The sequence below is a fragment of the Streptomyces parvus genome, assembly GCF_014648875.1.
Taxonomy (GTDB): Bacteria; Actinomycetota; Actinomycetes; order Streptomycetales; family Streptomycetaceae; genus Streptomyces; species Streptomyces parvus.
On record NZ_BMRY01000001.1, the window covers coordinates 1,122,744 to 1,140,757 of the forward strand.

Below are 18,014 nucleotides of genomic sequence, written 5' to 3' on the forward strand. Positions count from 1 at the left end.
CGCCGCCTACTTGTCGAGGTCCAGGCCGAGCATCCGGATCGCGTTTCCGCGCATCAGTTTGTAGACGGTCTCCTCGTCCAGTCCCTTGACGTGGTCGAGGGCGACCTCCTTGGTGTGCGGGAAAGTCGAGTCCACGTGCGGGTAGTCGGTCTCGAAGGTGGCGTTGTCTCGGCCGACGACGTCCAGCGCGGAGATGCCGTGCTTGTCGCGGAAGAAGCAGCAGAACATCTGCCGGTAGTAGTACGTGGAGGGCGGCTCGGGGATCAGGTCGCGCACCCCGCCCCAGGCCCGGTGCTCCTCCCACACGTCGTCGGCGCGCTCCAGGGCGTACGGGATCCACCCCATCTGCCCCTCGCTGTACGCCAGTTTGAGCGTCGGGAACTTCACCAGCACTCCGCTGAAGAGGAAATCCATCATCGAGGCCATCGCGTTGTTGAAGGAGAGCGAGGCCTGCACGGCGGGCGGGGCGTCGGGGGACGCGGCGGGCATCTGGGAGCTGGAGCCGATGTGCATGTTGACGACGGTGCCGGTCTCCTGGCAGACGGCGAAGAACGGGTCCCAGTAGCCGGTGTGGATGGAGGGGAGCCCGAGGTAGGTGGGGATCTCGGAGAAGGTGACCGCGCGGACGCCCCTCGCCGCGTTCCGCTTGATCTCGGCGACCGCGAGGTCGATGTCCCAGAGCGGGATGATGCAGAGGGGGATCAGCCGGCCTCCGCTGTCTCCGCACCACTCCTCGACCATCCAGTCGTTGTAGGCGCGCACGCAGGCGAGGGCGACCTCCTTGTCGTGGGCCTCGGCGAAGGTCTGCCCGCAGAAGCGCGGGAAGGTCGGGAAGCAGAGGGAGGCCTCGACGTGGTTGAGGTCCATGTCCTTGAGGCGCTCGGCCGGGTCCCAGCAGCCGGGGCGCATCTCGGCCCGGGTGATGCCCTCCAGGGTCATGTCGTCGCGGTCGAAGCCGACGGCGGCGATGTTCCGCTTGTACGGGAACTTCAGGTCCTCGTAGATCCACCAGTCGGTGGGCGGCCCGTCCGGGTCCATCGTGATGACGTACTTCCCGCCCGTGTACGCCAGCTCCCCGATGCCCGCCGTGAGCGGCTGGGGGCCGCGCTCGCGGTACTTCGCGGGGAGCCAGGTGGAGAAGAGGTGCGCGGGCTCGATCACATGGTCGTCGACGCTGACGATCCGAGGCAGTTCCGTGTCCGTCATGGTGTGTCGTCCCCTCCGGCGCACCCGGCGGACGTCCCGCACCCAGGCGCTTTCTGATGGTCCGTCAGATACAGTCGCGGCCTTCAGGCTAGCCCCGCCCCCCTGGACCGACAAGGCGCGGAGCCCTACGCTCTGCGCAATATCTGACTGGCCGTCAGTTCGGAGGGATCCCTGTGACCGCCGTGAACGACGTGACCGCACTCGCCCGCACCCTGGGCGCCTCCCGCACCTTCTGGGAGCTGATCGAGGCCCGCACCGCCCTCACCCCCGACCGCCCGGTGCTGCTCCAGGAGGAGAGGACCCTGACCTTCGGCGAGCTGCGGGACCGCGCGGAGCGGGTGGCCGCCGGGCTGTACGGGATGGGGGTGCGGGCGGGCACCGTCGTCGCCTGGCAGCTGCCGACCCGCCTGGAGACGGCCGTGCTCTCCTTCGCCCTGACCCGGCTCGGGGCGGTGCAGAGTCCGGTCATCCCGTTCTACCGGGACCGCGAAGTGCGGTTCGCGCTGAGGGAGTCGGGGGCGGCGTTCTTCGCCGTGCCGGGCGTCTGGCGGGGCTTCGACCACACCGCGATGGCTGAGCGGATCGCCGGCGAACTCCCGGACCCGCCGCGCGTCTTCGAGGCGTACGACGTCCTCCCCGACGGCGACCCGGCGGTCCTGCCGCCCCCGCCGGAACCGGCCTGTGGCGAGGAGGTCCGCTGGATCTACTGGACCTCGGGCACCACGTCCGACCCCAAGGGCGTCCTGCACACCGACCGTTCGCTGATCGCGGGCGGCTCGTGCCTCGCCCACGCGCTGGGGCTCGGCGCGGACGACGTGGGCTCGATGGCGTTCCCGTACGCCCATGTCGCCGGACCCGACTACACGGTGATGCTGCTGCTGTACGGGTTCCCGGCGGTGATGTTCGAGCAGTTCGCGCTGCCGGACACGCTGGCGGAGTACCGGCTCCACGGGGTGACCGTGGCGGGCGGGTCGACGGCGTTCTACACGATGTTCCTGGCCGAGCAGCGCAAGGACCCGGACCGCCCGATCGTCCCGTCCCTCCGCCTCCTCGCGGGCGGCGGGGCGCCCAAGCCGCCGGAGGTCTACCACGCGGTGGTGCGGGAGATGGGGGTCCAGCTCACCCACGGGTACGGCATGACCGAGGTCCCGATGATCACCATGGGCGCCCCGGACGACACGGCGGAGAACCTCGCCACGACGGAGGGCCGGCCTCCCGAGGGCATGGAGATCCGGATCACCGACGAGCACGGCAAGCCGCTGCCGTACGGCGTGGAGGGCGAGGTGCGGCTGCGCGGGGAGGCGGTCTGCCGGGGCTATCTCGACGCGCGGGCCTCCGCGTCCGCCTTCGACGCCGAGGGGTTCCTGATCACCGGGGACGTGGGCCTCCTCCGGGAGAGCGGACACCTCACACTCACCGGGCGGCTGAAGGACATCATCATCCGCAAGGGGGAGAACATCTCCGCCAAGGAGATCGAGGACCTGCTCCACACGCACCCGGGCGTGGCCGACGCGGCGGTGATCGGCCTGCCCGACCCGGAGCGCGGCGAACGGGTCTGCGCGGTGATCGAACAGCCGCCGGGTGCCCCGCCGTTGACGCCGGCCGAGCTCGCGGCCCACCTTCTCGACGCGGGGCTCGCCCGCCACAAGGTCCCCGAGCAACTGGAGCTGCTGGACGCCCTGCCCCGCAACGAGACGCTGCGCAAGGTGCTCAAGTACAAGCTGCGGGAGCGGTTCGGCGGGTGAGCGAGGCGTTACGGGGGCGGGCTCGCCGCCCCCGTAACGCCGGAACGGCTACGCGTCGGGCTCGATCACCGTGAAGTACACGGCGAGCGCCGCCACCACATCGCCCTCCGCGACCTTCCCGTCCCGGTCGGTGTCCAGGCTCTGGGCGGCGACACCCGCGATCTCGGCGCTGGCGCCCAGAACCCGGAGCGCCCGCTCCACGTTCGCCACCGACGCTCTGCCGTCGTTCCCGCCGTCCGCGACCGCGATGACCGCCCGCAGGAACGGCCGGGCGATCTCCGCGAACCGCTCGGGATTGTCCCGGAGCCGCTTCACCGCCCCGCCCACGAACTCCTCACGGGTGACCCGCTGGTCCCCGTCCACATCGGCGATACCCGCCATGCCCTGCCAGAAGGCCTCGGCCCCGGTGTAGAGGGCCTGCCCCTTGTCGCAACGGGCCGTCGTACCGAACTCGGTGAGCAGACGGGCGGCTGCGGCGTTGAAATCGGCGCGATCGATGTAGCCGTTGCCGTCCTGGTCGAAGGCGGCGAAGCGGTGCGCGATCTTTCGCTCGTACTCTGCGCTGTCCATGCGGGGAGCGTACGTCGCCGGAGGCGTTCACGTGTCACCGCGAAGCTGTTCCTGTGTGACAACCTCGCATCGGCGGGCGCCGCTTCAGGCGCTCAGCGGCCTGCACTCCTCGTCGGTGGCCGACAGTGCGTCGGGGTAGACGTCGAAGAGCCGGCGCACGCCGAGCGCGCCGAGCACCTTGTTGACGTGCGAGCCGTCCTCCGCGCCCCGGGCCGGGAGGATCAGCCGCAGGCGGCCGCCGCAGGACTTCATCAGGCGGCGGGAGGCGATCAGCACGCCGACGCCGCTGGAGTCGCAGAAGAAGACGTCGGACAGGTCGAGCACCACATCGTGCTGCCCCTCCGCGACCGCGTCGTGGACGGACTGGCGCACGACGGGCGAGGTCACCAGATCGAGTTCACCGCTTATGCGCAGCACGGCCCAGGAGCCCTGCTCCGCCTCGTCCACCTTGAGCGTCACGACTGGACCTCTCGTTCCGGGGCTCCCGGCAATACCGGAAGTTTCCGTTCCTCCTCGCGGCTGCCCAACCGCACCCCCATGAAACACCGAAGTACCCGACAAGGCCCAGGAGATTTCCGGCGTAAAGGCGCAGTTCGGCCCGTTTTCGCTGGTCGGGACGGTCGGGGAGGCATCGGGGCCGAAAATCGACTACCGTCGTCGGCCACGCGCCGCGGGAGGAGAGTTGCTTCAAAGGCGCGTGCACCGCACACCGGGCGGACTACATTCGGTCCTCACGGGCACAGGGTGCATCACGGAGCTGGGCAGAACGCAGGACAGAGCCGGGGGCTGGGGGGTTCATGGCGAAGGACACAGCACCCCGCTGGGACCGCAGGATGCAGCAGAGGCTGGCCCGCGGCGAGGCGGCGGCCCTCGGCGAGCTCTACGACCGGTTCGCGGCTCTCGTCCACAGCCAGGCGCACCGGATGCTCGACGACGAGGACGCCGCCGACCTGGTGACCCGCGAGGTCTTCGCCCAGGTCTGGGAGAACCCCGAGGCGTACGACCCGAAGCAGGGCTCGATGCGTTCCTGGGTGGCCCGCCTCACCCACCGCCGGTCCGTCCAGCGGCTGCGCAGCGCGGCGGCTTCCTCGTACGCGGCGGAGCACGGGGATGACGCGGTGCCCGACCCGGAGGAGCTGGAACGGCGGGTGCGCAGCGCCACGGCCGCCGCCCGCGCCGACTACATCGTCGCCTCGATGCCCGTACCGCTGCGGGCGGCCATGGAGCTGGCGTACATCCACCGGAGGGACTACCGGCAGACCGCGGCCGATCTCGGGGTCACCGAGGACGAGGCGCGCCGCCGGCTCCGGCTGGGGCTGCAACTGCTCTCCACGGCGAACGCCCGCCCGCTCGAAGGGTCCGCGCCACCCGGTTACGGACGGGCCCGGTGAGCGGCGACGGACGCGAGAGCGAGGGCGGCGAGGAGGAGGTGCGCGGCGCCCGCCGGATACCGGGCCCGCGCGGGGCGGCGGACGACCTCGACCTGGCGTCCGTCCCGCTGCCGCCCCTGCCGCCGCCCGGCGGAACCGCCCCGGACGAGGCCGTACCGGAACAGTCGACCTCGAAGCCGGAGCGGGACGAACCGGAACCTCCGGCGGCGGAACCGGCTCCCGGGCCCGGCCCCGGCCCGGAGGCGGCCGACGGCGGTCCGGAGGCCGGGTCCGGCGCTGAGCCCGTTCAGGGCCCCGGCCCGGAGGCGGCCGACGGCGGCCCGGAGGCCCGGCCCCCGGAGCTCTTCGTGAGTTCCGCCCCGGTCGACCTCCCCCACCAGGTCCTCAAGGCTCTCCTCGGCGCCTGGGCGCTGTCCGCCTGCTCGGCGGAGGAGACCGCCGCCGTGGAGGACCACCTCACGGGGTGCGCCCCGTGCGCGGACGAGGCGCTGCGGCTGCGGGACGCGGTGGGGCTGCTGCACACCGACGGCTCCCTGGACCTCGACCCGACGCTCCGCACGCGGGTGCTGGACGGCTGCTTCGGCCGCCGCCCGGCCCGGATACCGGTGCCGGAGTGGGCCGCCCCGTACGACGCCGAGACCGCCCGGCTCGACGCGCTGCTCCGCGACATCGGGGACTCGGAGTGGCACGCCCCGGTGCGGCTCCAGTGGTTCGAGGAGGAGCGCCAGGTCAGCCGCCGGACCACGGTCGCCGGGGTGATCGGGCATCTGATGGCCGTCGACGGGCTGCTGTCCGCCGCGCTCGGGCTCGACGACCCGCTCGACGGCGGCAAGGCGCCGCTGGACCCCACCGAGCGGACCGAGACGTACTGGTCGGCGACGCGCCGGCCGCCCACCCGGGCCGTCCGTGAACCCTGGCGCGCCCAGAGCCACGAGCTGATCCGTACGGCGTCCTTCGCGGGGCGGAACGTCGCCGAGACGTCCGTCTCCTACGGCGCCTTCGCCCTGCCGCTCCAGGACGCCGCCCTGGACCGGGCGTTCGAGTGCTGGGTGCACGGCGGGGACATCGCCGACGCCGTCGACTACCCCTACCCGGCCCCGTCCGCGGCCCATCTGCACCGGATGATCGACCTGGCGGCCCGGATGCTGCCGGGCGCCCTCGCGGGCCGCCGCGGCGCCGGACTGGCCGGGCCGGCGAAGGACCTGGTCCCGGCCGGGGCGCCGGGCCGCTCGCTCCATCTGGAGATCGAGGGCCACGGCGGAGGCGACTGGTACATCGCGCTGGACTCCCCGGCCGCCGTCGGCGCGCCCGAGCGCGCGGTGGCGCAGGTCGCGCTGGACGGGGTCGAGTTCTGCCGGCTCGTCGCGGGCCACATCTCGCCGGTGGAAGCGGCGGCGGGCCAGGAGGGCGACCGCGAGGCCATCCGCGACGTGCTGTTCGCGGCGGCCTCGCTCAGCCGGCTCTGAGCCCGAACCCGACGGTTACCCGAAGACCACCGTGCGGCGGCCGTTGAGCAGGATGCGCCGCTCCGCGTGCCACTTCACCGCGCGCGCCAGCGCCTGGCACTCCACGTCCCGGCCGATGGCCACCAGCTGGTCGGGGGTCACGTCGTGGCCGACGCGCTCGACCTCCTGCTCGATGATCGGGCCCTCGTCGAGGTCGGCGGTGACGTAGTGCGCGGTCGCGCCGATCAGCTTCACGCCCCGGGCGTGCGCCTGGTGGTAGGGCTTGGCGCCCTTGAAGCTCGGCAGGAACGAGTGGTGGATGTTGATGATCCGGCCGCTGAGCTGCTTGCAGAGATCGTCGGAGAGGACCTGCATGTAGCGGGCCAGGACGACCAGCTCGACGCTCTCCTCGCGGACCAGCTCCAGCAGCGCCGCCTCCGCCTCCGGCTTGTTGTCCTTGGTCACCGGGAGGTGCCGGAAGGGGATGCCGTACGAGGCGACGAGCTCGGCGAAGTCCGTGTGGTTGGAGACGACGGCCGCGATCTCGACCGGCAGCGCGCCCGTACGGGAACGGAACAGCAGGTCGTTGAGGCAGTGGCCGAACTTGCTGACCATCAGGACGATCCGCATCTTCTCGTCCGACCGGTGGATCTGCCACTCCATCCGGAAGGCCTCGCCGATCGCGGCGAAGCTGGCGCGCAGCTTGTCCACGGTCACGGTGGCGTCCGCCGAGAAGTGGACGCGCATGAAGAACAGACCCGTGTCGTGGTCCCCGAACTGCTGGCTGTCCTCGATGTTGCAGCCGGTCATGAAGAGATAGCTCGACACGGCGTGCACGATGCCCTGTTTGTCGGGGCAGGAGAGCGTGAGGACGTACTGCTCGGTCGCGGCGGCGTCCGGGATGGCGGCGGAGGCGGGCTGTGGCGCGGTCATCCTTGTAGCGTGCCACACCCGCCGCCCGCTAGGCGGCCCTGGTCATGATGCGGATGACATCCAGCGAGCGGGGCGGTATGTCCGGATCCTCCGCGTCGTTGGTGGCGAGCATCACATGGGCCTCGCGGGCCGCGTGGACGGCCTCCGGCCAGCCGTGGTGCTCCAGATAGGCGGAGACGGGGGCGTCCGCGCCGACCTGGTGCATGATCCGCAGCACCCGCAGGGCGGCGGCGTCCACGGCGGCGGCCTCGGCGGAGTCCCTGAATATGGTGCCGACGTACTTCTCGGCGGACCAGTTGTCGAGCCAGGTGTCCTCGACCAGGCGGTACACGGCGTCGGTGACGTCCCCGTACCCTTCCCGGCCGGCGAGCCAGCACTCGTGGTGGAAGACGGGGTCGGAGAGCATGTGCAGCGCCGAGCGCACGTTGGTGCGCCAGCGCCACCACGGCATGTCAGTGAGCGGCATGCCGCCCATGGTGGAGGAGCGACGGCCGCGACGGGAAGAGTTCTCCGAACCTTGCTGCACGGTTCTCGATCGTACGTTCCTTCACCGCGCCTCCGCACGGGCCCCCGCAATTCACCTGGACGTCACCGACCGTTGAACACGGCACACCGCGCCGTTACCCCGGGCCCGGAAGGGTCCTTTTCCATGACCGGACGGCGACGCCCCACCTTTCCCCGCCCCTTCCCGGGCGTCATCAGCGCGGCGGCGGCGGGGGCGCTCCTGCTGTCCGGCTGCGGCGTGCTCCCTGGAGCCACGGGGGGTTCCAGGGAGCCCGTCACCGTGATGACCTGGGCCCCCGACCGGTCCGAGGACATCAACGCGGTGAAGATGGCCGGGGTGCCCGCGATGGCGCAGACGTACGCCCGCTGGGTCAACGACACCGGCGGCATCGACGGGCGCGAGCTGCGGGTGATCGTCTGCGACGAGGGCGACACCTCGATCGGCGCCGAGCGGTGCGCGCGGGAGGCCGTCGACAAGAAGGTGGCCGCCGTCGTCGGTTCGTACAGCCGCCACGGGCAGAGCTTCATGCCCGCGCTGGAGGCGGGCGGCGTCCCGTACATCGGCGGTTACGGCGCCTCCACCGAGGAGTTCAGCAGCTACCTCTCCTACCCGGTCAACGGCGGCCAGTCGGCCCTGCTGGCGGGCCACGGGCGGCAGTTGGGCGGCAGCTGCACACGGGTCTCGCTGGTGCGGCCCGACTCCATCGGCGGCGACGGCATGCCACCGCTCCTCAACAACGGGCTGCTGGCCGCGAACCGGCCCGCCTCCACCGACATCCTGGCCCCCCTGGACGCCACGTCCTACGACGAGCAGGCCACGCAGGCCCTGGAGCGGTCCGGCGGCGGTTGTGTGACGGCGGTGCTCGGCGCCCGTACGGAGACGTTCTTCGACTCCTTCCGCCGGCTGGAGCCGGACGGCGAGCAGGTCAGGATCTCCTCCGTGCTGGGCAGCGTCAACCAGCCGCTCATCGACCGCACGGGCGGCCGGAACAGCCCCTTCGAGGGCGCCTACGTCACCGGCTGGTACCCGGACGCGAAGAACTCCCGCTGGCAGCAGATGCGCGACGTGATCGAGAAGTACGCCTTCGGGGACAACCGCATCGACCCGGACGACACCACCGTCCAGACGACCTGGATCGCCTACACCGCGCTGCGGGCGGCCGTCCGGGCGATCGGCGACGAGAACGTCACCCCGGGCCGGGTCGTGGCCACCCTCAACGGGGGCGTCGAGGTCGACACCGGTGGCCTGACCCCGACGCTCCGCTGGCGCTTCAAGGACCTCGTCGGGACGTTGAGCTACCCGCGCATCGTCAACACGAAGGTGACGTTCCAGGTGGTCCGAGAGGGCCGCCTCACCGCCCAGAAGAAGGGCTTCGTGGACGTCGCGGACGCCCTGACGGACGCCCCGCGCAGCTAGGTCCCGGCCTCCCCCGGCTCAGAGCTCCGTGTACGCGTGCTTCGTCAGGCCGTACTTCACCGCGATCGCGTTCCAGAGCGTGGACGCCTCGCGCTTGGCCGCGGTGGCCACCCCGCTCTGGTTGTTCCCCCTGGCCGTCTCGTTCGTCGACCGGGCCTGGCCGCCCTTGCAGACGGTCTTGTTCTTCTTCGCCTGCCGCGCCCAGGTGGCGTAGTGGTCGTCGGCCGCCGCCGAGGCCTTCCAGGCCCGGTTCAGCGCGGCCGTCAGCTTCGCGTTCTGCGGGAGCTTGTCCACGGTCAGGGCGTCGAGCCGGGTCACCAGGTCGCGGCGCTGCTGGGCGGCGCCCCTGAGGTCGGCGTCCGCCCGGTCCAGGTCCTTGCAGGACTTGATCTTCTCGACCGCGCTGATCACCGCGGCCCGGCTGTCGTTGCTGTCGGCCAGCAGCTTGTCCAGCGCCTCGGCCTGCGGCTTCGCCGGGTCGGCCGCCGCCTTCGCGGTGGGCTCGGCCTCGGCCGGTGAACTCTGCGCGGCGACCGGCTGCTTGTCGTCCTTTCCGGAGTCGCCACCGCCGCTCATCAGTGCGCCCGCGCCGAGTCCGACGACCGCGCAGCCGACGACGACGGCGGCGATCAGCGGAATGTGCGCGGACCGTCGGCGCGGGGCGTCCCCGCTCTGGTGCCCGACCGGCCCGTCGTCCTCCGCGCGGCTCTGGAAGCCCTGGAGGCCCGACTGATAGCCGCCGGGCGCCTGCGGCGGCAACTGGCCGCCCTGGGACGGGTCCTGGGGCTGGGGCTGGTAGCCCTGCTGCTGGTACGGGGACGGGGGCTGCTGCCCCGCGTCGAACTGCGGCATCTGCTGCGTGGCGCCCGCCGGTTCCTCGCTGCGGAACAGGTTGTCGAACTCCGCGGGCGGCTGCCGGTCCCCCGGCGCGCCCGGCCTGATCCCGTACGGGGCTCCGCCCGGCACCGGGGGTATGTACTGGGTCGCGTCGGCGTCCCCGCCGCCCGGCTGCGGCCCCACGGGCCCCGGGCCGCCCGGGACGGGCGCGATGTACTGCGTGGCGTCCGCGTCCCCGCCCGGCGCCCCCGGCCCGGCCTCCGGCGGCAGCGGCTGCGCGTAGGGGAGCGGCTGGGACGCGGGCTGGGTCTGGTCGTGCTGGGGCTGGTACTGCGGCTGGTACGGCCCGGGCTGCTGCGGCTGCGGCTGCGGCTGCTCGTAGGAACCGTGCTGCTGGGGCTGCTGGTACGCCCCGGGCTGCTGGTACGACTCAGGGCCCGGCGCCTGCTGCGCGGGCGGCAGGGGCTGCGCCTGCGGGTAGCCGTAGCCCCCCTGCGCCTGCTGGTCCGGCTGCGCGCCCGGCGGCCCCCAGAGCTGCCCCCACGGCTCACCGCCCGCGGGAGCTCCCTGCCCGTCCTGCCCGGCCGGGGGCGCCCCCGGGGTCCAGGGGGCTCCGCCGTCGGCGGGCAGCACGACACCCTCGTGCGCGGGTCGTGCGGCGGGGAGCTGATGCTCGCCGCCCTGTCCGCCCTGTCCGCTCTGCGTCACCGGGACTCCTACGTGTGAACCTACGGAATCGTCGGCTCACGCTATCGGGTGGTCGCCCGCCTCCGCCAAGCGCGTGGCGCCCCTCACCACCCCTTCACAGGGTGGGTAACATCCCGCGTCCCGACGACGCTGTTATAGGGCCGGACCGCCGCGCCGGGCTCCCGGGCGGCCCGGGCCGCCCGGGACGACCACCTGATTCCTCACGCCGCCTGGAGCTCCAGCCGCTCGCCGAACTCCCGTACCGCGGGCTCCTCCCCGAAGGGCGTCAGCCGCTGCTGGAGGTCGTCGAGATACTCGGCGCCCCGGCTGGAGCGCACCGTCGACAGCAGCTCCATCGCCCGGGTCCCCGTGTGGCAGGCCCGCTCGACCTCCCGCTGCTGCACCTGGGCCGAGGCCAGCAGCACCAGCGCGATGCCCCGGCGCCGGGCCCGGGTCTCCGGCAGCGCGGCCAGCGCCTCCTTGGCCCGCCGGGCCGCCTCGTGCGGCTGCCCCAGATCGCGGTGGCAGTGGGCCAGTTCGTCCGCGAGGTAGCCGGTGTCGAAGTGCCGGATCCAGACCGGGTCGTCGCCGGTGTCCGGATCGGCCTGCTCCAGCGCGGCGACGGCCCGCCCCGACACCGCGTGGCAGGTCCGGGCGTCCCCGAGGAGCGCGTGTCCCCGGGCCTCAGCCGCCCAGAACATGGCCTGGGCGCGGGGGGTGACCTGGCCCCGGGCCCCTTCCTGGGCGGCGCGGGCGAGCTGGGCGATCTCGCGGGGGTTGCCGAGCTGGGCGGCGAGATGGCTCATCGAGGCGGCCAGCACATAGCCGCCGTACGCCCGGTCGCCCGCCGCCTGCGCGAGCCGCAGCGCCTGGATGTAGTAGCGCTGGGCGAGGCCGGGCTGGCCGGTGTCGACCGCCATGTAGCCGCCGAGCTCGGTGAGCCGGGCCACCGCGGCGAACAGTTCGCGCCCCACCTGTTCGCGGTACGCCCCCGAAAGCAGCCCGGAGACCACGCTGTTGAGGTAGTGCACGAGCACCGGGCGGACATGGCCGCTGCCGAACCGGTGGTCGAGGTCGGTGAGCGCGGCGGTCATCGCCCGCACCGCCTCCACGTCGGACATCCCCACCCGGGCCCCCGCCGTCCGCTCGACCTGGGCGTCGGGGCCCGAGATCAGCCAGTCCCGGCTGGGCTCGACGAGCGCGGACGCGGCGACCGCCGACCCGGTGAGCAGGTCCCGGCGGCCCACGTCGCCGCGCCACAGCTCGCAGACCTGCTCGACGGCCCCGGCGACGGTCGGCGCGTACTGGAGGCCGACGCCCGAGGAGAGGTTCTTGCCGTTGGCCATGCCGATCTCGTCGATCGTGACCGTACGTCCCAGCTTGCGGCCCAGCGCCTCGGCGATGATCCCCGGAGCCCGGCCCCGGGGCTGCTGTCCCCGCAGCCAACGGGCCACGGAGGTCTTGTCGTAGCGCAGATCGAGCCCGCGCTCGGCGCCGACCATGTTCACCCGGCGCGCGAGGCCCGCGTTGGAACAGGCCGCCTCCTGGATGAGCGTCTGGAGCCGTTCGTTGGGCTGGCGGGCTACGAGAGGCCTTGCAGCCATATGTCCCCCTGAAACATCGGTTATGTGCAGTGATCGGTGAAAGGGATCACTGCCCGGCACATACACAAGAAATGCGCATATTCCATCGGCATTCGGTACGGACATGGCGCGTCGCACCGTCGCGGCGGGCCGGGATCGGTCCTGGCGGCGGTCCTGGAGGTGGTTACCCCTCCTTCGGTGCGACGCCTCACGCGCGCCCCCGCCCGTGCACCGATGCGCCCCGCGTGCAGGATCGATGCGCCGGGCCCCGGTTCAGGGGAGGCCGTAACCCCAGGTGACGGCGGGAGTTGTGCTGGGCGTGGAGAAGCCCATCGGAGTCACGGAAGCCGCACAGGTCCCCCAGCAGCGGAGCGAGCTGCTGCTCGACGCCGCGGTGCGGTATGCGGAAGAGCGTCACTGGGACGTGTTCCCCGGCACCTGGCTGGAGGCGGTGGGCGGCGGGGAGCGGTGCTCCTGCGGCGACGCCGGCTGCGCCCTGCCCGGGGCCCACGCGGACCGGCCGGACTGGGCGGGCCAGGCGACCGGCAGCGGGGCCGCGGCCCGGCGCATGTGGTCCCGGCAGCCCCGCGCCTCGGTGCTGCTGCCGACCGGCCGTGCCTTCGACGCGCTGGAGGTCCCCGAGGCGGCGGGCTTCCTGGCGCTGGCCCGGATGGAGCGGATGGACCTGACGCTCGGCCCGGTCACCTGCACGCCCGACCGCCGGATGCTGTTCTTCGTGCTGCCGGGCGGCGCGGCCAAGGCCGCCGAGCTGGTGCGCACGCTCGGCTGGAACGCCGAGGCGATCGATCTGTCCGGCCGCGGCGAGGGCCACTACATCGCCGCCCCGCCCACCCGGGTCGGCGGCCGGGGCGCCGTGCAGTGGGCCTGCGGTCCCACCAACGCCAACCGCTGGCTGCCCGATGTGGACGAGCTGATCAGCCCGCTGGCGTACGCCTGCGCCCGGGAGGCGGCCGCCGCCCGGGCCCGGACCTCGTAGGACACCGGGGCCTTTCGTAGGGTGTCCTCACCACGTGGGGACATCGAAAGGCTGTGCCATGCCGGACCGGGCAGATGCGCGAACGAAGACAGACGCGGCAGCGGGCGCGGTGACGGACGCGACGACGGGCGGGTCGCATGACGTGCGGCCCGCCGTCCGCGTACAGGGGCTGTGGAAGCGGTTCGGGGAACAGGTCGCCGTCGCGGGGATCGATCTGGAGCTGCCCGCGGGCAAGTTCATCGGCCTGGTGGGGCCCAACGGGGCGGGCAAGACGACGACGCTCTCGATGGTCACCGGGCTGCTGCGGCCCGACATGGGGAAGATCGAGGTCGCGGGCCACGACGTGTGGACGGACCCGGTCGAGGTGAAGTCCCGGATCGGTGTGCTGCCGGAGGGGCTGCGGCTGTTCGAGCGGCTGTCGGGCCGTGAACTGCTGGCGTACAACGGCCGGTTGCGCGGGCTGCCGGGCGACGAGGTGGACAAGCGGGCCACCCAGCTGCTGGACGTGCTGGATCTCGCGGGCTCGCAGCACAAGCTGGTCGTCGACTACTCGACCGGGATGCGGAAGAAGATCGGGCTCGCCGCCGCCCTGCTCCACAACCCCGAAGTGCTGTTCCTGGACGAGCCGTTCGAGGGCGTCGACCCGGTGTCGGCGCAGACCATCCGGGGGGTGCTGGAGCGCTACACCCGGTCCGGGGCGACCGTGGTCTTCTCCAGCCATGTGATGGAGCTGGTCGAGTCGCTGTGCGACTGGGTCGCCGTGATGGCGGCGGGCCGGATCAAGGCGCAGGGCACGCTGGCCGAGGTGCGCGGCGACGCGCCCTCGCTGCAGAACGCCTTCCTGGAACTGGTCGGCGCGGGCGGCCGGGACAACGGCGACTCCCTCGACTGGCTGGGCGGCTCCCGATGAGCGTGCTGGACGCCCCGGTCTCCGCGGCCGCCCCGGCCGCGCCGACGACGGGCCTGACCCCGGTCTTCGTACGGCTCAAGCTGGCGCTGCTGCGCAACGGGCTGCGGCAGTCCGGCGGGCGCAGGGCGGCGTTCATCGCCTCCCTCGTCTTCAGCCTGCTGCTCGCCGCGGGCCAGGTCCTCGGCCTGGTCCTGCTGCGCGGCAACGAGCACGCGGGCACCGTCGTGGTGCTGCTCACGGGAATCGTGGCGCTCGGCTGGGCGGTGCTGCCGCTGTTCTTCCCGAGCGGTGACGACACGCTCGACCCGACCCGGCTGGTGATGCTGCCGCTGCGCCCCGAGCCGCTGATCCGGGCCCTGTTGGTGTCCTCGATGGTCGGCATCGGCCCGCTGTTCACCCTGTGCCTGGTCGTCGGCTCGGTCCTCGCGCTGGCGCACGGGGCGGCGGGCGTGGTGTTCGCGGTGCTCGCGGTCCCGCTGACGATGCTGCTGTGCGTGGCGCTGTCGAGGGCGGTGGCCACGGCCAACGTCCAGCTGCTGAACTCCCGCAAGGGCCGCGACCTCGCGGTGCTCAGCGGGCTGGTGATCGCGGTGGGCATCCAGTTCGTCAACTTCGGCGCGCAGCGGCTCGGCCAGGCCGGCGGGCTGTCCTCGCTGGACCCGGCGGCGGGCGTGGTGCGCTGGCTGCCCGGCGCCTCGGCCGTGGCGTCGGTGGACGCGGCGTCGGACGGTGCGTACGGGGTCGCCGTCGCCCAGCTCCTGATCACGGTCGGCGCCCTGGTGGCCCTGATGTGGCTGTGGCAGCGGAGCCTGGTGAAGCTGATGACCGCGCCGGACGGTTCGACGCTGGCGGCCGCGGAGCCGACCCGGGAGAAGGCGTCCGGCCGGGGCGGGCTCTCGGCGCTCCTGCCGGAGGGGCGTACGGCGACGGTGATGCAGCGCAGTCTGCGGTACGTGGCCCGGGACCCGAAGACCAAGGCGGCCTGGGTGACGGCGCTGGCGGTCGGGGCGATCGTGCCGCTGCTCAACGCCCTCCAGGGCACCGGCTCGGTCTACTTCGCGTGCTTCGCCGCCGGGATGCTCGGCATGCAGATGTACAACCAGTTCGGCCAGGACACCTCGGCGTTCTGGATGGTGGCGCTGACGATCTCCTCGCCCCGGGACGCGTACGTCGAACTGCGGGCGCGGGCGCTGGTCCTGCTGCTGCTCACCCTGCCGTTCACGCTGCTCGTGTGCGGGGTGACGGCGGCGATGATCGGTGACTGGCGGTCGCTGCCGGGGGCGCTCGGCCTGTCCTTCGCGCTGCTGGGCTCGATGCTGGCGACGGGAGCGGTGGCCTCGGCGCTGTTCCCGTACTCGATTCCGCAGGAGGGCGCGTTCAAGAACGTGGTGCCCGGGCAGGGCGGTCTGGCCTGGATCTCGATCCTCGGGGGCATGCTGGCCGCCGGGCTGCTGTCCGCGCCGGTGATCGTGCCGACGATCTGGATGCATGTCACGGACCACCACGACGCGCTGTGGCTGATGGTGCCGGGCGGGCTCGCGTACGGGGCGTTGCTCGTGTGGGCGGGGCTGCGGATCGCGGCCGGGCGCACGGCGAACCGGCTGCCGGAGATCCTGGCGGCGGTCAGCAAGGGCTGAGCCGCCGCCCTCGGGAAGGGGGCGGGCCGAGGGCTACGGCGAGACCGGTTCGCGGTCGTCGCGGTTGTCCTCGGCCAGTTGTTCCAGGAAGGGTTCGACGGCGGCCCGCCAGCCGTCCGGCTGGTCGTAGTGGACGAGGTGGCCGGCGTCGGCCACCTCCGCGTACTGGCCGCGGGGCAGCACCCGGACCATCTCCTGGGCCTCGGCCCTGCCCAGCTCCCCGTCGAGGCCGCGCAGCACCAGGGCGGGGCACTGGACCTGGGCCAGCTCCTCCCAGTGGGCGTCGAAGACCCAGGTGGCGCGGGAGCGCAGCATCTGGTGGCGGGAGAAGACGGGGCGCCAGCCGTCCTCGCCCTCGGCCATCACCTCGGCGTAGAACTCGCCGCGCGCGGGGTTCGGCCGCTCCACCCAGGGGTCGTCCTCGCCGAACCACTTCCGTACGTCGGCGAGGGTGGCGAAGGGCAGCGGCCAGGAGTCGAACCAGTCGCTCCACTCGCACTGGGAGGCGGCGCCGAGGGCGGAGGCCCGCATGTCGCAGATGACGACGGCGCGGACGAGGTCGGGGCGTTTGGCGGCGAGCTGCCAGCCGGTGAGCGCTCCCATGGCGTGGCCGACGACGGTGACCGGGCCGAGCCCGAGCTGTTCGATCGCCGCCTCGGCGTCGGAGACGTAGGCGTCGCGGGTGTACGGGCCGTCGGCGGGCTTCTCGCTGCGGCCGTGGCCGCGCTGGTCGAGGCCGACCGCGCGGTGCCGTTCGGCGAGCCAGCGGGCGGTCGGGGCCCAGTGCGAGGCCCGGCCCATCAGCCCGTGCAGCAGTAACACCCCGGGAGCGCCGGCCCCTTCCGCGCGCTCCTTGGGCGGGTCGGCGAACTCCCATGCCGCGAGGCGTACGCCGTCGGTTCCGGTCACATCGATGCGCCGCACCATAGTCCTGGCACCCCCTTCTGGTCCTCGATCACCGTGTGGTCGCGCCGCCAGGCTATCGAACTCATATTCGAAAACGGGGTTCCGCCACCCAACACCCCACGTTCGAGTGACACCGGTCAAGGATTGATGCCGACCGGCCTGGGGAGATCTTCAGCGGGAGGCGGGCCGCTCGGGGACAGGGGCCCGCGGGAACTGACCTTGAGAGCTCGGGGCTCCGGGTCAGCACAGGGGAGGAACGGCCCCGGCGTCTTCGGACGCCGGGGCCGCCCCCTGTCCGGGGGCGGCCGTCGGCGGTCTCGACAACGATGGCAGCCGTGCGGTGCGCGTGCCGTTGTGACGGGCGCATTCCCTGCTCCCTCCCCGACCGTGCCGACCGGAGCCGGCCGACACCCTCAGGTCCTCTGCCTGGCATCAGCCTGGCATGTGACGGCGTCCGGGCGCTGCCGTTCCGGGCGGAAACCGGCGAGCGCACATCACGGTTGTGTTGCCGCGCGACAACAGCGCCGCCGCCGGGCGGCGGCGCGGTCAGCGCTTGGCGACGAACACGTGCGAGGCGACCTCGGTGTCCAGCTCGGCCGCCTCACCGCTGGAGCCGACCAGCACCCCGCCGGGCGACTCGGTGACGCTCACGACGGACCCGGGCTGCACCCCGGCCCTGCGCAGCGTGTACATCAGCTGGGCGTCGGTCTGGATCGGCTCCCCGATCCGCCGCACCACCACGGTCTTGCCCTCGGCCCCCGGGTCCAGCTCGGCCAGGCTCACCATGGAGGCGTCCAGGAACGACTCGGCCTCGGCCTTCTCGCCCAGCTCCTCCAGGCCCGGGATGGGGTTCCCGTACGGCGACTCCGTCGGGTGGCGCAGCAGCTCCAGCACCCGCCGCTCCACCGCTTCGCTCATCACGTGCTCCCAGCGACAGGCCTCGGCGTGGACCTGCTCCCACTCCAGGCCGATCACGTCCACGAGCAGACACTCGGCGAGCCGGTGCTTGCGCATGACGCGGGTGGCGAGGCGGCGGCCCTCCTCGGTCAGCTCCAGATGGCGGTCCCCCGCGACCTGGACCAGTCCGTCGCGCTCCATGCGGGCCACCGTCTGGCTGACGGTCGGACCGCTCTGGTCCAGCCGTTCGGCGATCCGGGCGCGCATGGGGACCACGCCTTCCTCTTCCAGTTCGAGGATGGTGCGGAGATACATCTCCGTGGTGTCGATCAGTCCGGACATACGTGCC

At 72.7% G+C, this 18,014-nt stretch carries 16 protein-coding genes; 7 read left to right on the plus strand and 9 right to left on the minus strand.

What is annotated here, in order from left to right; all coding sequences use genetic code 11:
* Positions 1-6: 6 nt before the first annotated feature.
* A complete protein-coding gene (locus tag IE140_RS05045) occupies positions 7-1,206 on the minus strand; it encodes an amidohydrolase family protein (protein ID WP_030709498.1) in 1,200 nt (399 codons plus the stop codon).
* 173 nt (positions 1,207-1,379) lie between these two features.
* Between IE140_RS05045 and IE140_RS05050 the strand changes: the two genes are divergently transcribed.
* Complete coding sequence (locus tag IE140_RS05050; RefSeq protein WP_150193642.1) at positions 1,380-2,951, plus strand: class I adenylate-forming enzyme family protein; 1,572 nt, start codon at positions 1,380-1,382, stop codon at positions 2,949-2,951.
* A gap of 48 nt (positions 2,952-2,999) precedes the next feature.
* Here the strand turns inward: IE140_RS05050 and IE140_RS05055 are convergent, their stop codons facing one another.
* Together IE140_RS05055 and IE140_RS05060 are read right to left on the minus strand one after the other, a co-directional pair.
* Positions 3,000-3,521 carry an EF-hand domain-containing protein gene (locus IE140_RS05055; protein WP_032764184.1) on the minus strand — a complete coding sequence of 174 codons (522 nt, stop codon included), beginning with the start codon at positions 3,519-3,521 and terminating at the stop codon, positions 3,000-3,002.
* An 84-nt stretch (positions 3,522-3,605) separates the two neighbouring features.
* On the minus strand, positions 3,606-3,980 hold the full coding sequence (locus IE140_RS05060; RefSeq protein ID WP_093445622.1) for an STAS domain-containing protein: 375 nt from the start codon (positions 3,978-3,980) through the stop codon (positions 3,606-3,608).
* A 338-nt stretch (positions 3,981-4,318) separates the two neighbouring features.
* Here IE140_RS05060 and IE140_RS05065 point away from each other — a divergent pair, with 338 nt between their 5' ends.
* Together IE140_RS05065 and IE140_RS05070 are read left to right on the plus strand one after the other, a co-directional pair.
* Entirely contained in the window at positions 4,319-4,912 is a 594-nt protein-coding gene (locus IE140_RS05065; protein ID WP_093445623.1) for an RNA polymerase sigma factor, read from the plus strand.
* A complete protein-coding gene (locus IE140_RS05070) occupies positions 4,909-6,378 on the plus strand; it encodes a zf-HC2 domain-containing protein (protein ID WP_150193643.1) in 1,470 nt (489 codons plus the stop codon). Before IE140_RS05065 ends, IE140_RS05070 begins: the two co-directional genes overlap by 4 nt.
* 15 nt (positions 6,379-6,393) lie before the next feature.
* Here the strand turns inward: IE140_RS05070 and purU are convergent, their stop codons facing one another.
* Positions 6,394-7,290, minus strand: a complete 897-nt coding sequence (gene purU / locus IE140_RS05075; RefSeq protein ID WP_150193644.1) for a formyltetrahydrofolate deformylase — start codon at positions 7,288-7,290, stop codon at positions 6,394-6,396.
* A gap of 28 nt (positions 7,291-7,318) precedes the next feature.
* Positions 7,319-7,765 (minus strand): SCO4402 family protein, encoded by a 447-nt coding sequence (locus tag IE140_RS05080; RefSeq protein WP_032764190.1) that lies wholly within the window; start codon positions 7,763-7,765, stop codon positions 7,319-7,321.
* A gap of 174 nt (positions 7,766-7,939) precedes the next feature.
* Here IE140_RS05080 and IE140_RS05085 point away from each other — a divergent pair, with 174 nt between their 5' ends.
* Positions 7,940-9,211 carry an ABC transporter substrate-binding protein gene (locus IE140_RS05085; protein ID WP_093445625.1) on the plus strand — a complete coding sequence of 424 codons (1,272 nt, stop codon included), beginning with the start codon at positions 7,940-7,942 and terminating at the stop codon, positions 9,209-9,211.
* 18 nt (positions 9,212-9,229) lie between these two features.
* Here IE140_RS05085 and IE140_RS05090 read toward each other — a convergent pair whose 3' ends face one another.
* Both IE140_RS05090 and IE140_RS05095 read right to left on the minus strand, forming a co-directional pair.
* The gene (locus tag IE140_RS05090; RefSeq protein ID WP_189460085.1) at positions 9,230-10,756 is read right to left on the minus strand and encodes a hypothetical protein; all 1,527 of its coding nucleotides are present in this window, start codon (positions 10,754-10,756) and stop codon (positions 9,230-9,232) included.
* Positions 10,757-10,956: 200 nt separating this feature from the next.
* Positions 10,957-12,339: an NsdA family TPR-like regulatory protein gene (locus IE140_RS05095; RefSeq protein WP_109179688.1), complete on the minus strand. Its 1,383-nt coding sequence runs from the start codon at positions 12,337-12,339 to the stop codon at positions 10,957-10,959.
* Between the two features lie 289 nt (positions 12,340-12,628).
* Between IE140_RS05095 and IE140_RS05100 the strand changes: the two genes are divergently transcribed.
* From IE140_RS05100 to IE140_RS05110, 3 genes are read left to right on the plus strand one after another with little or no spacing between them, the layout of a single operon-like run.
* Positions 12,629-13,315: a bifunctional DNA primase/polymerase gene (locus IE140_RS05100; RefSeq protein WP_093445626.1), complete on the plus strand. Its 687-nt coding sequence runs from the start codon at positions 12,629-12,631 to the stop codon at positions 13,313-13,315.
* Between the two features lie 58 nt (positions 13,316-13,373).
* On the plus strand, positions 13,374-14,225 hold the full coding sequence (locus IE140_RS05105) for an ABC transporter ATP-binding protein (protein ID WP_093445627.1): 852 nt from the start codon (positions 13,374-13,376) through the stop codon (positions 14,223-14,225).
* Positions 14,222-15,862, plus strand: a complete 1,641-nt coding sequence (locus tag IE140_RS05110; protein WP_150193645.1) for a transporter — start codon at positions 14,222-14,224, stop codon at positions 15,860-15,862. Before IE140_RS05105 ends, IE140_RS05110 begins: the two co-directional genes overlap by 4 nt.
* A gap of 33 nt (positions 15,863-15,895) precedes the next feature.
* Here IE140_RS05110 and IE140_RS05115 read toward each other — a convergent pair whose 3' ends face one another.
* Together IE140_RS05115 and IE140_RS05120 are read right to left on the minus strand one after the other, a co-directional pair.
* On the minus strand, positions 15,896-16,789 hold the full coding sequence (locus tag IE140_RS05115) for an alpha/beta fold hydrolase (RefSeq protein WP_150193646.1): 894 nt from the start codon (positions 16,787-16,789) through the stop codon (positions 15,896-15,898).
* Between the two features lie 525 nt (positions 16,790-17,314).
* Positions 17,315-18,007, minus strand: coding sequence for an iron-dependent transcriptional repressor DtxR (locus IE140_RS05120; RefSeq protein WP_006126698.1), 693 nt, complete (start codon positions 18,005-18,007; stop codon positions 17,315-17,317).
* Between the last annotated feature and the right edge of the window lie 7 nt (positions 18,008-18,014).

What these genes read in the sequence shown, in the direction of transcription:
- IE140_RS05045 (WP_030709498.1), bottom strand. Translation starts at nt 1,206, where the DNA reads ATGACGGACACGGAACTGCCTCGGATCGTCAGCGTCGACGACCATGTG.
- IE140_RS05055 (WP_032764184.1), bottom strand. Translation starts at nt 3,521, where the DNA reads ATGGACAGCGCAGAGTACGAGCGAAAGATCGCGCACCGCTTCGCCGCC.
- IE140_RS05065 (WP_093445623.1), top strand. Translation starts at nt 4,319, where the DNA reads ATGGCGAAGGACACAGCACCCCGCTGGGACCGCAGGATGCAGCAGAGG.
- purU (WP_150193644.1), bottom strand. Translation starts at nt 7,290, where the DNA reads ATGACCGCGCCACAGCCCGCCTCCGCCGCCATCCCGGACGCCGCCGCG.
- IE140_RS05080 (WP_032764190.1), bottom strand. Translation starts at nt 7,765, where the DNA reads ATGGGCGGCATGCCGCTCACTGACATGCCGTGGTGGCGCTGGCGCACC.
- IE140_RS05085 (WP_093445625.1), top strand. Translation starts at nt 7,940, where the DNA reads ATGACCGGACGGCGACGCCCCACCTTTCCCCGCCCCTTCCCGGGCGTC.
- IE140_RS05095 (WP_109179688.1), bottom strand. Translation starts at nt 12,339, where the DNA reads ATGGCTGCAAGGCCTCTCGTAGCCCGCCAGCCCAACGAACGGCTCCAG.
- IE140_RS05105 (WP_093445627.1), top strand. Translation starts at nt 13,374, where the DNA reads ATGCCGGACCGGGCAGATGCGCGAACGAAGACAGACGCGGCAGCGGGC.
- IE140_RS05110 (WP_150193645.1), top strand. Translation starts at nt 14,222, where the DNA reads ATGAGCGTGCTGGACGCCCCGGTCTCCGCGGCCGCCCCGGCCGCGCCG.
- IE140_RS05115 (WP_150193646.1), bottom strand. Translation starts at nt 16,789, where the DNA reads ATGGTGCGGCGCATCGATGTGACCGGAACCGACGGCGTACGCCTCGCG.
- IE140_RS05120 (WP_006126698.1), bottom strand. Translation starts at nt 18,007, where the DNA reads ATGTCCGGACTGATCGACACCACGGAGATGTATCTCCGCACCATCCTC.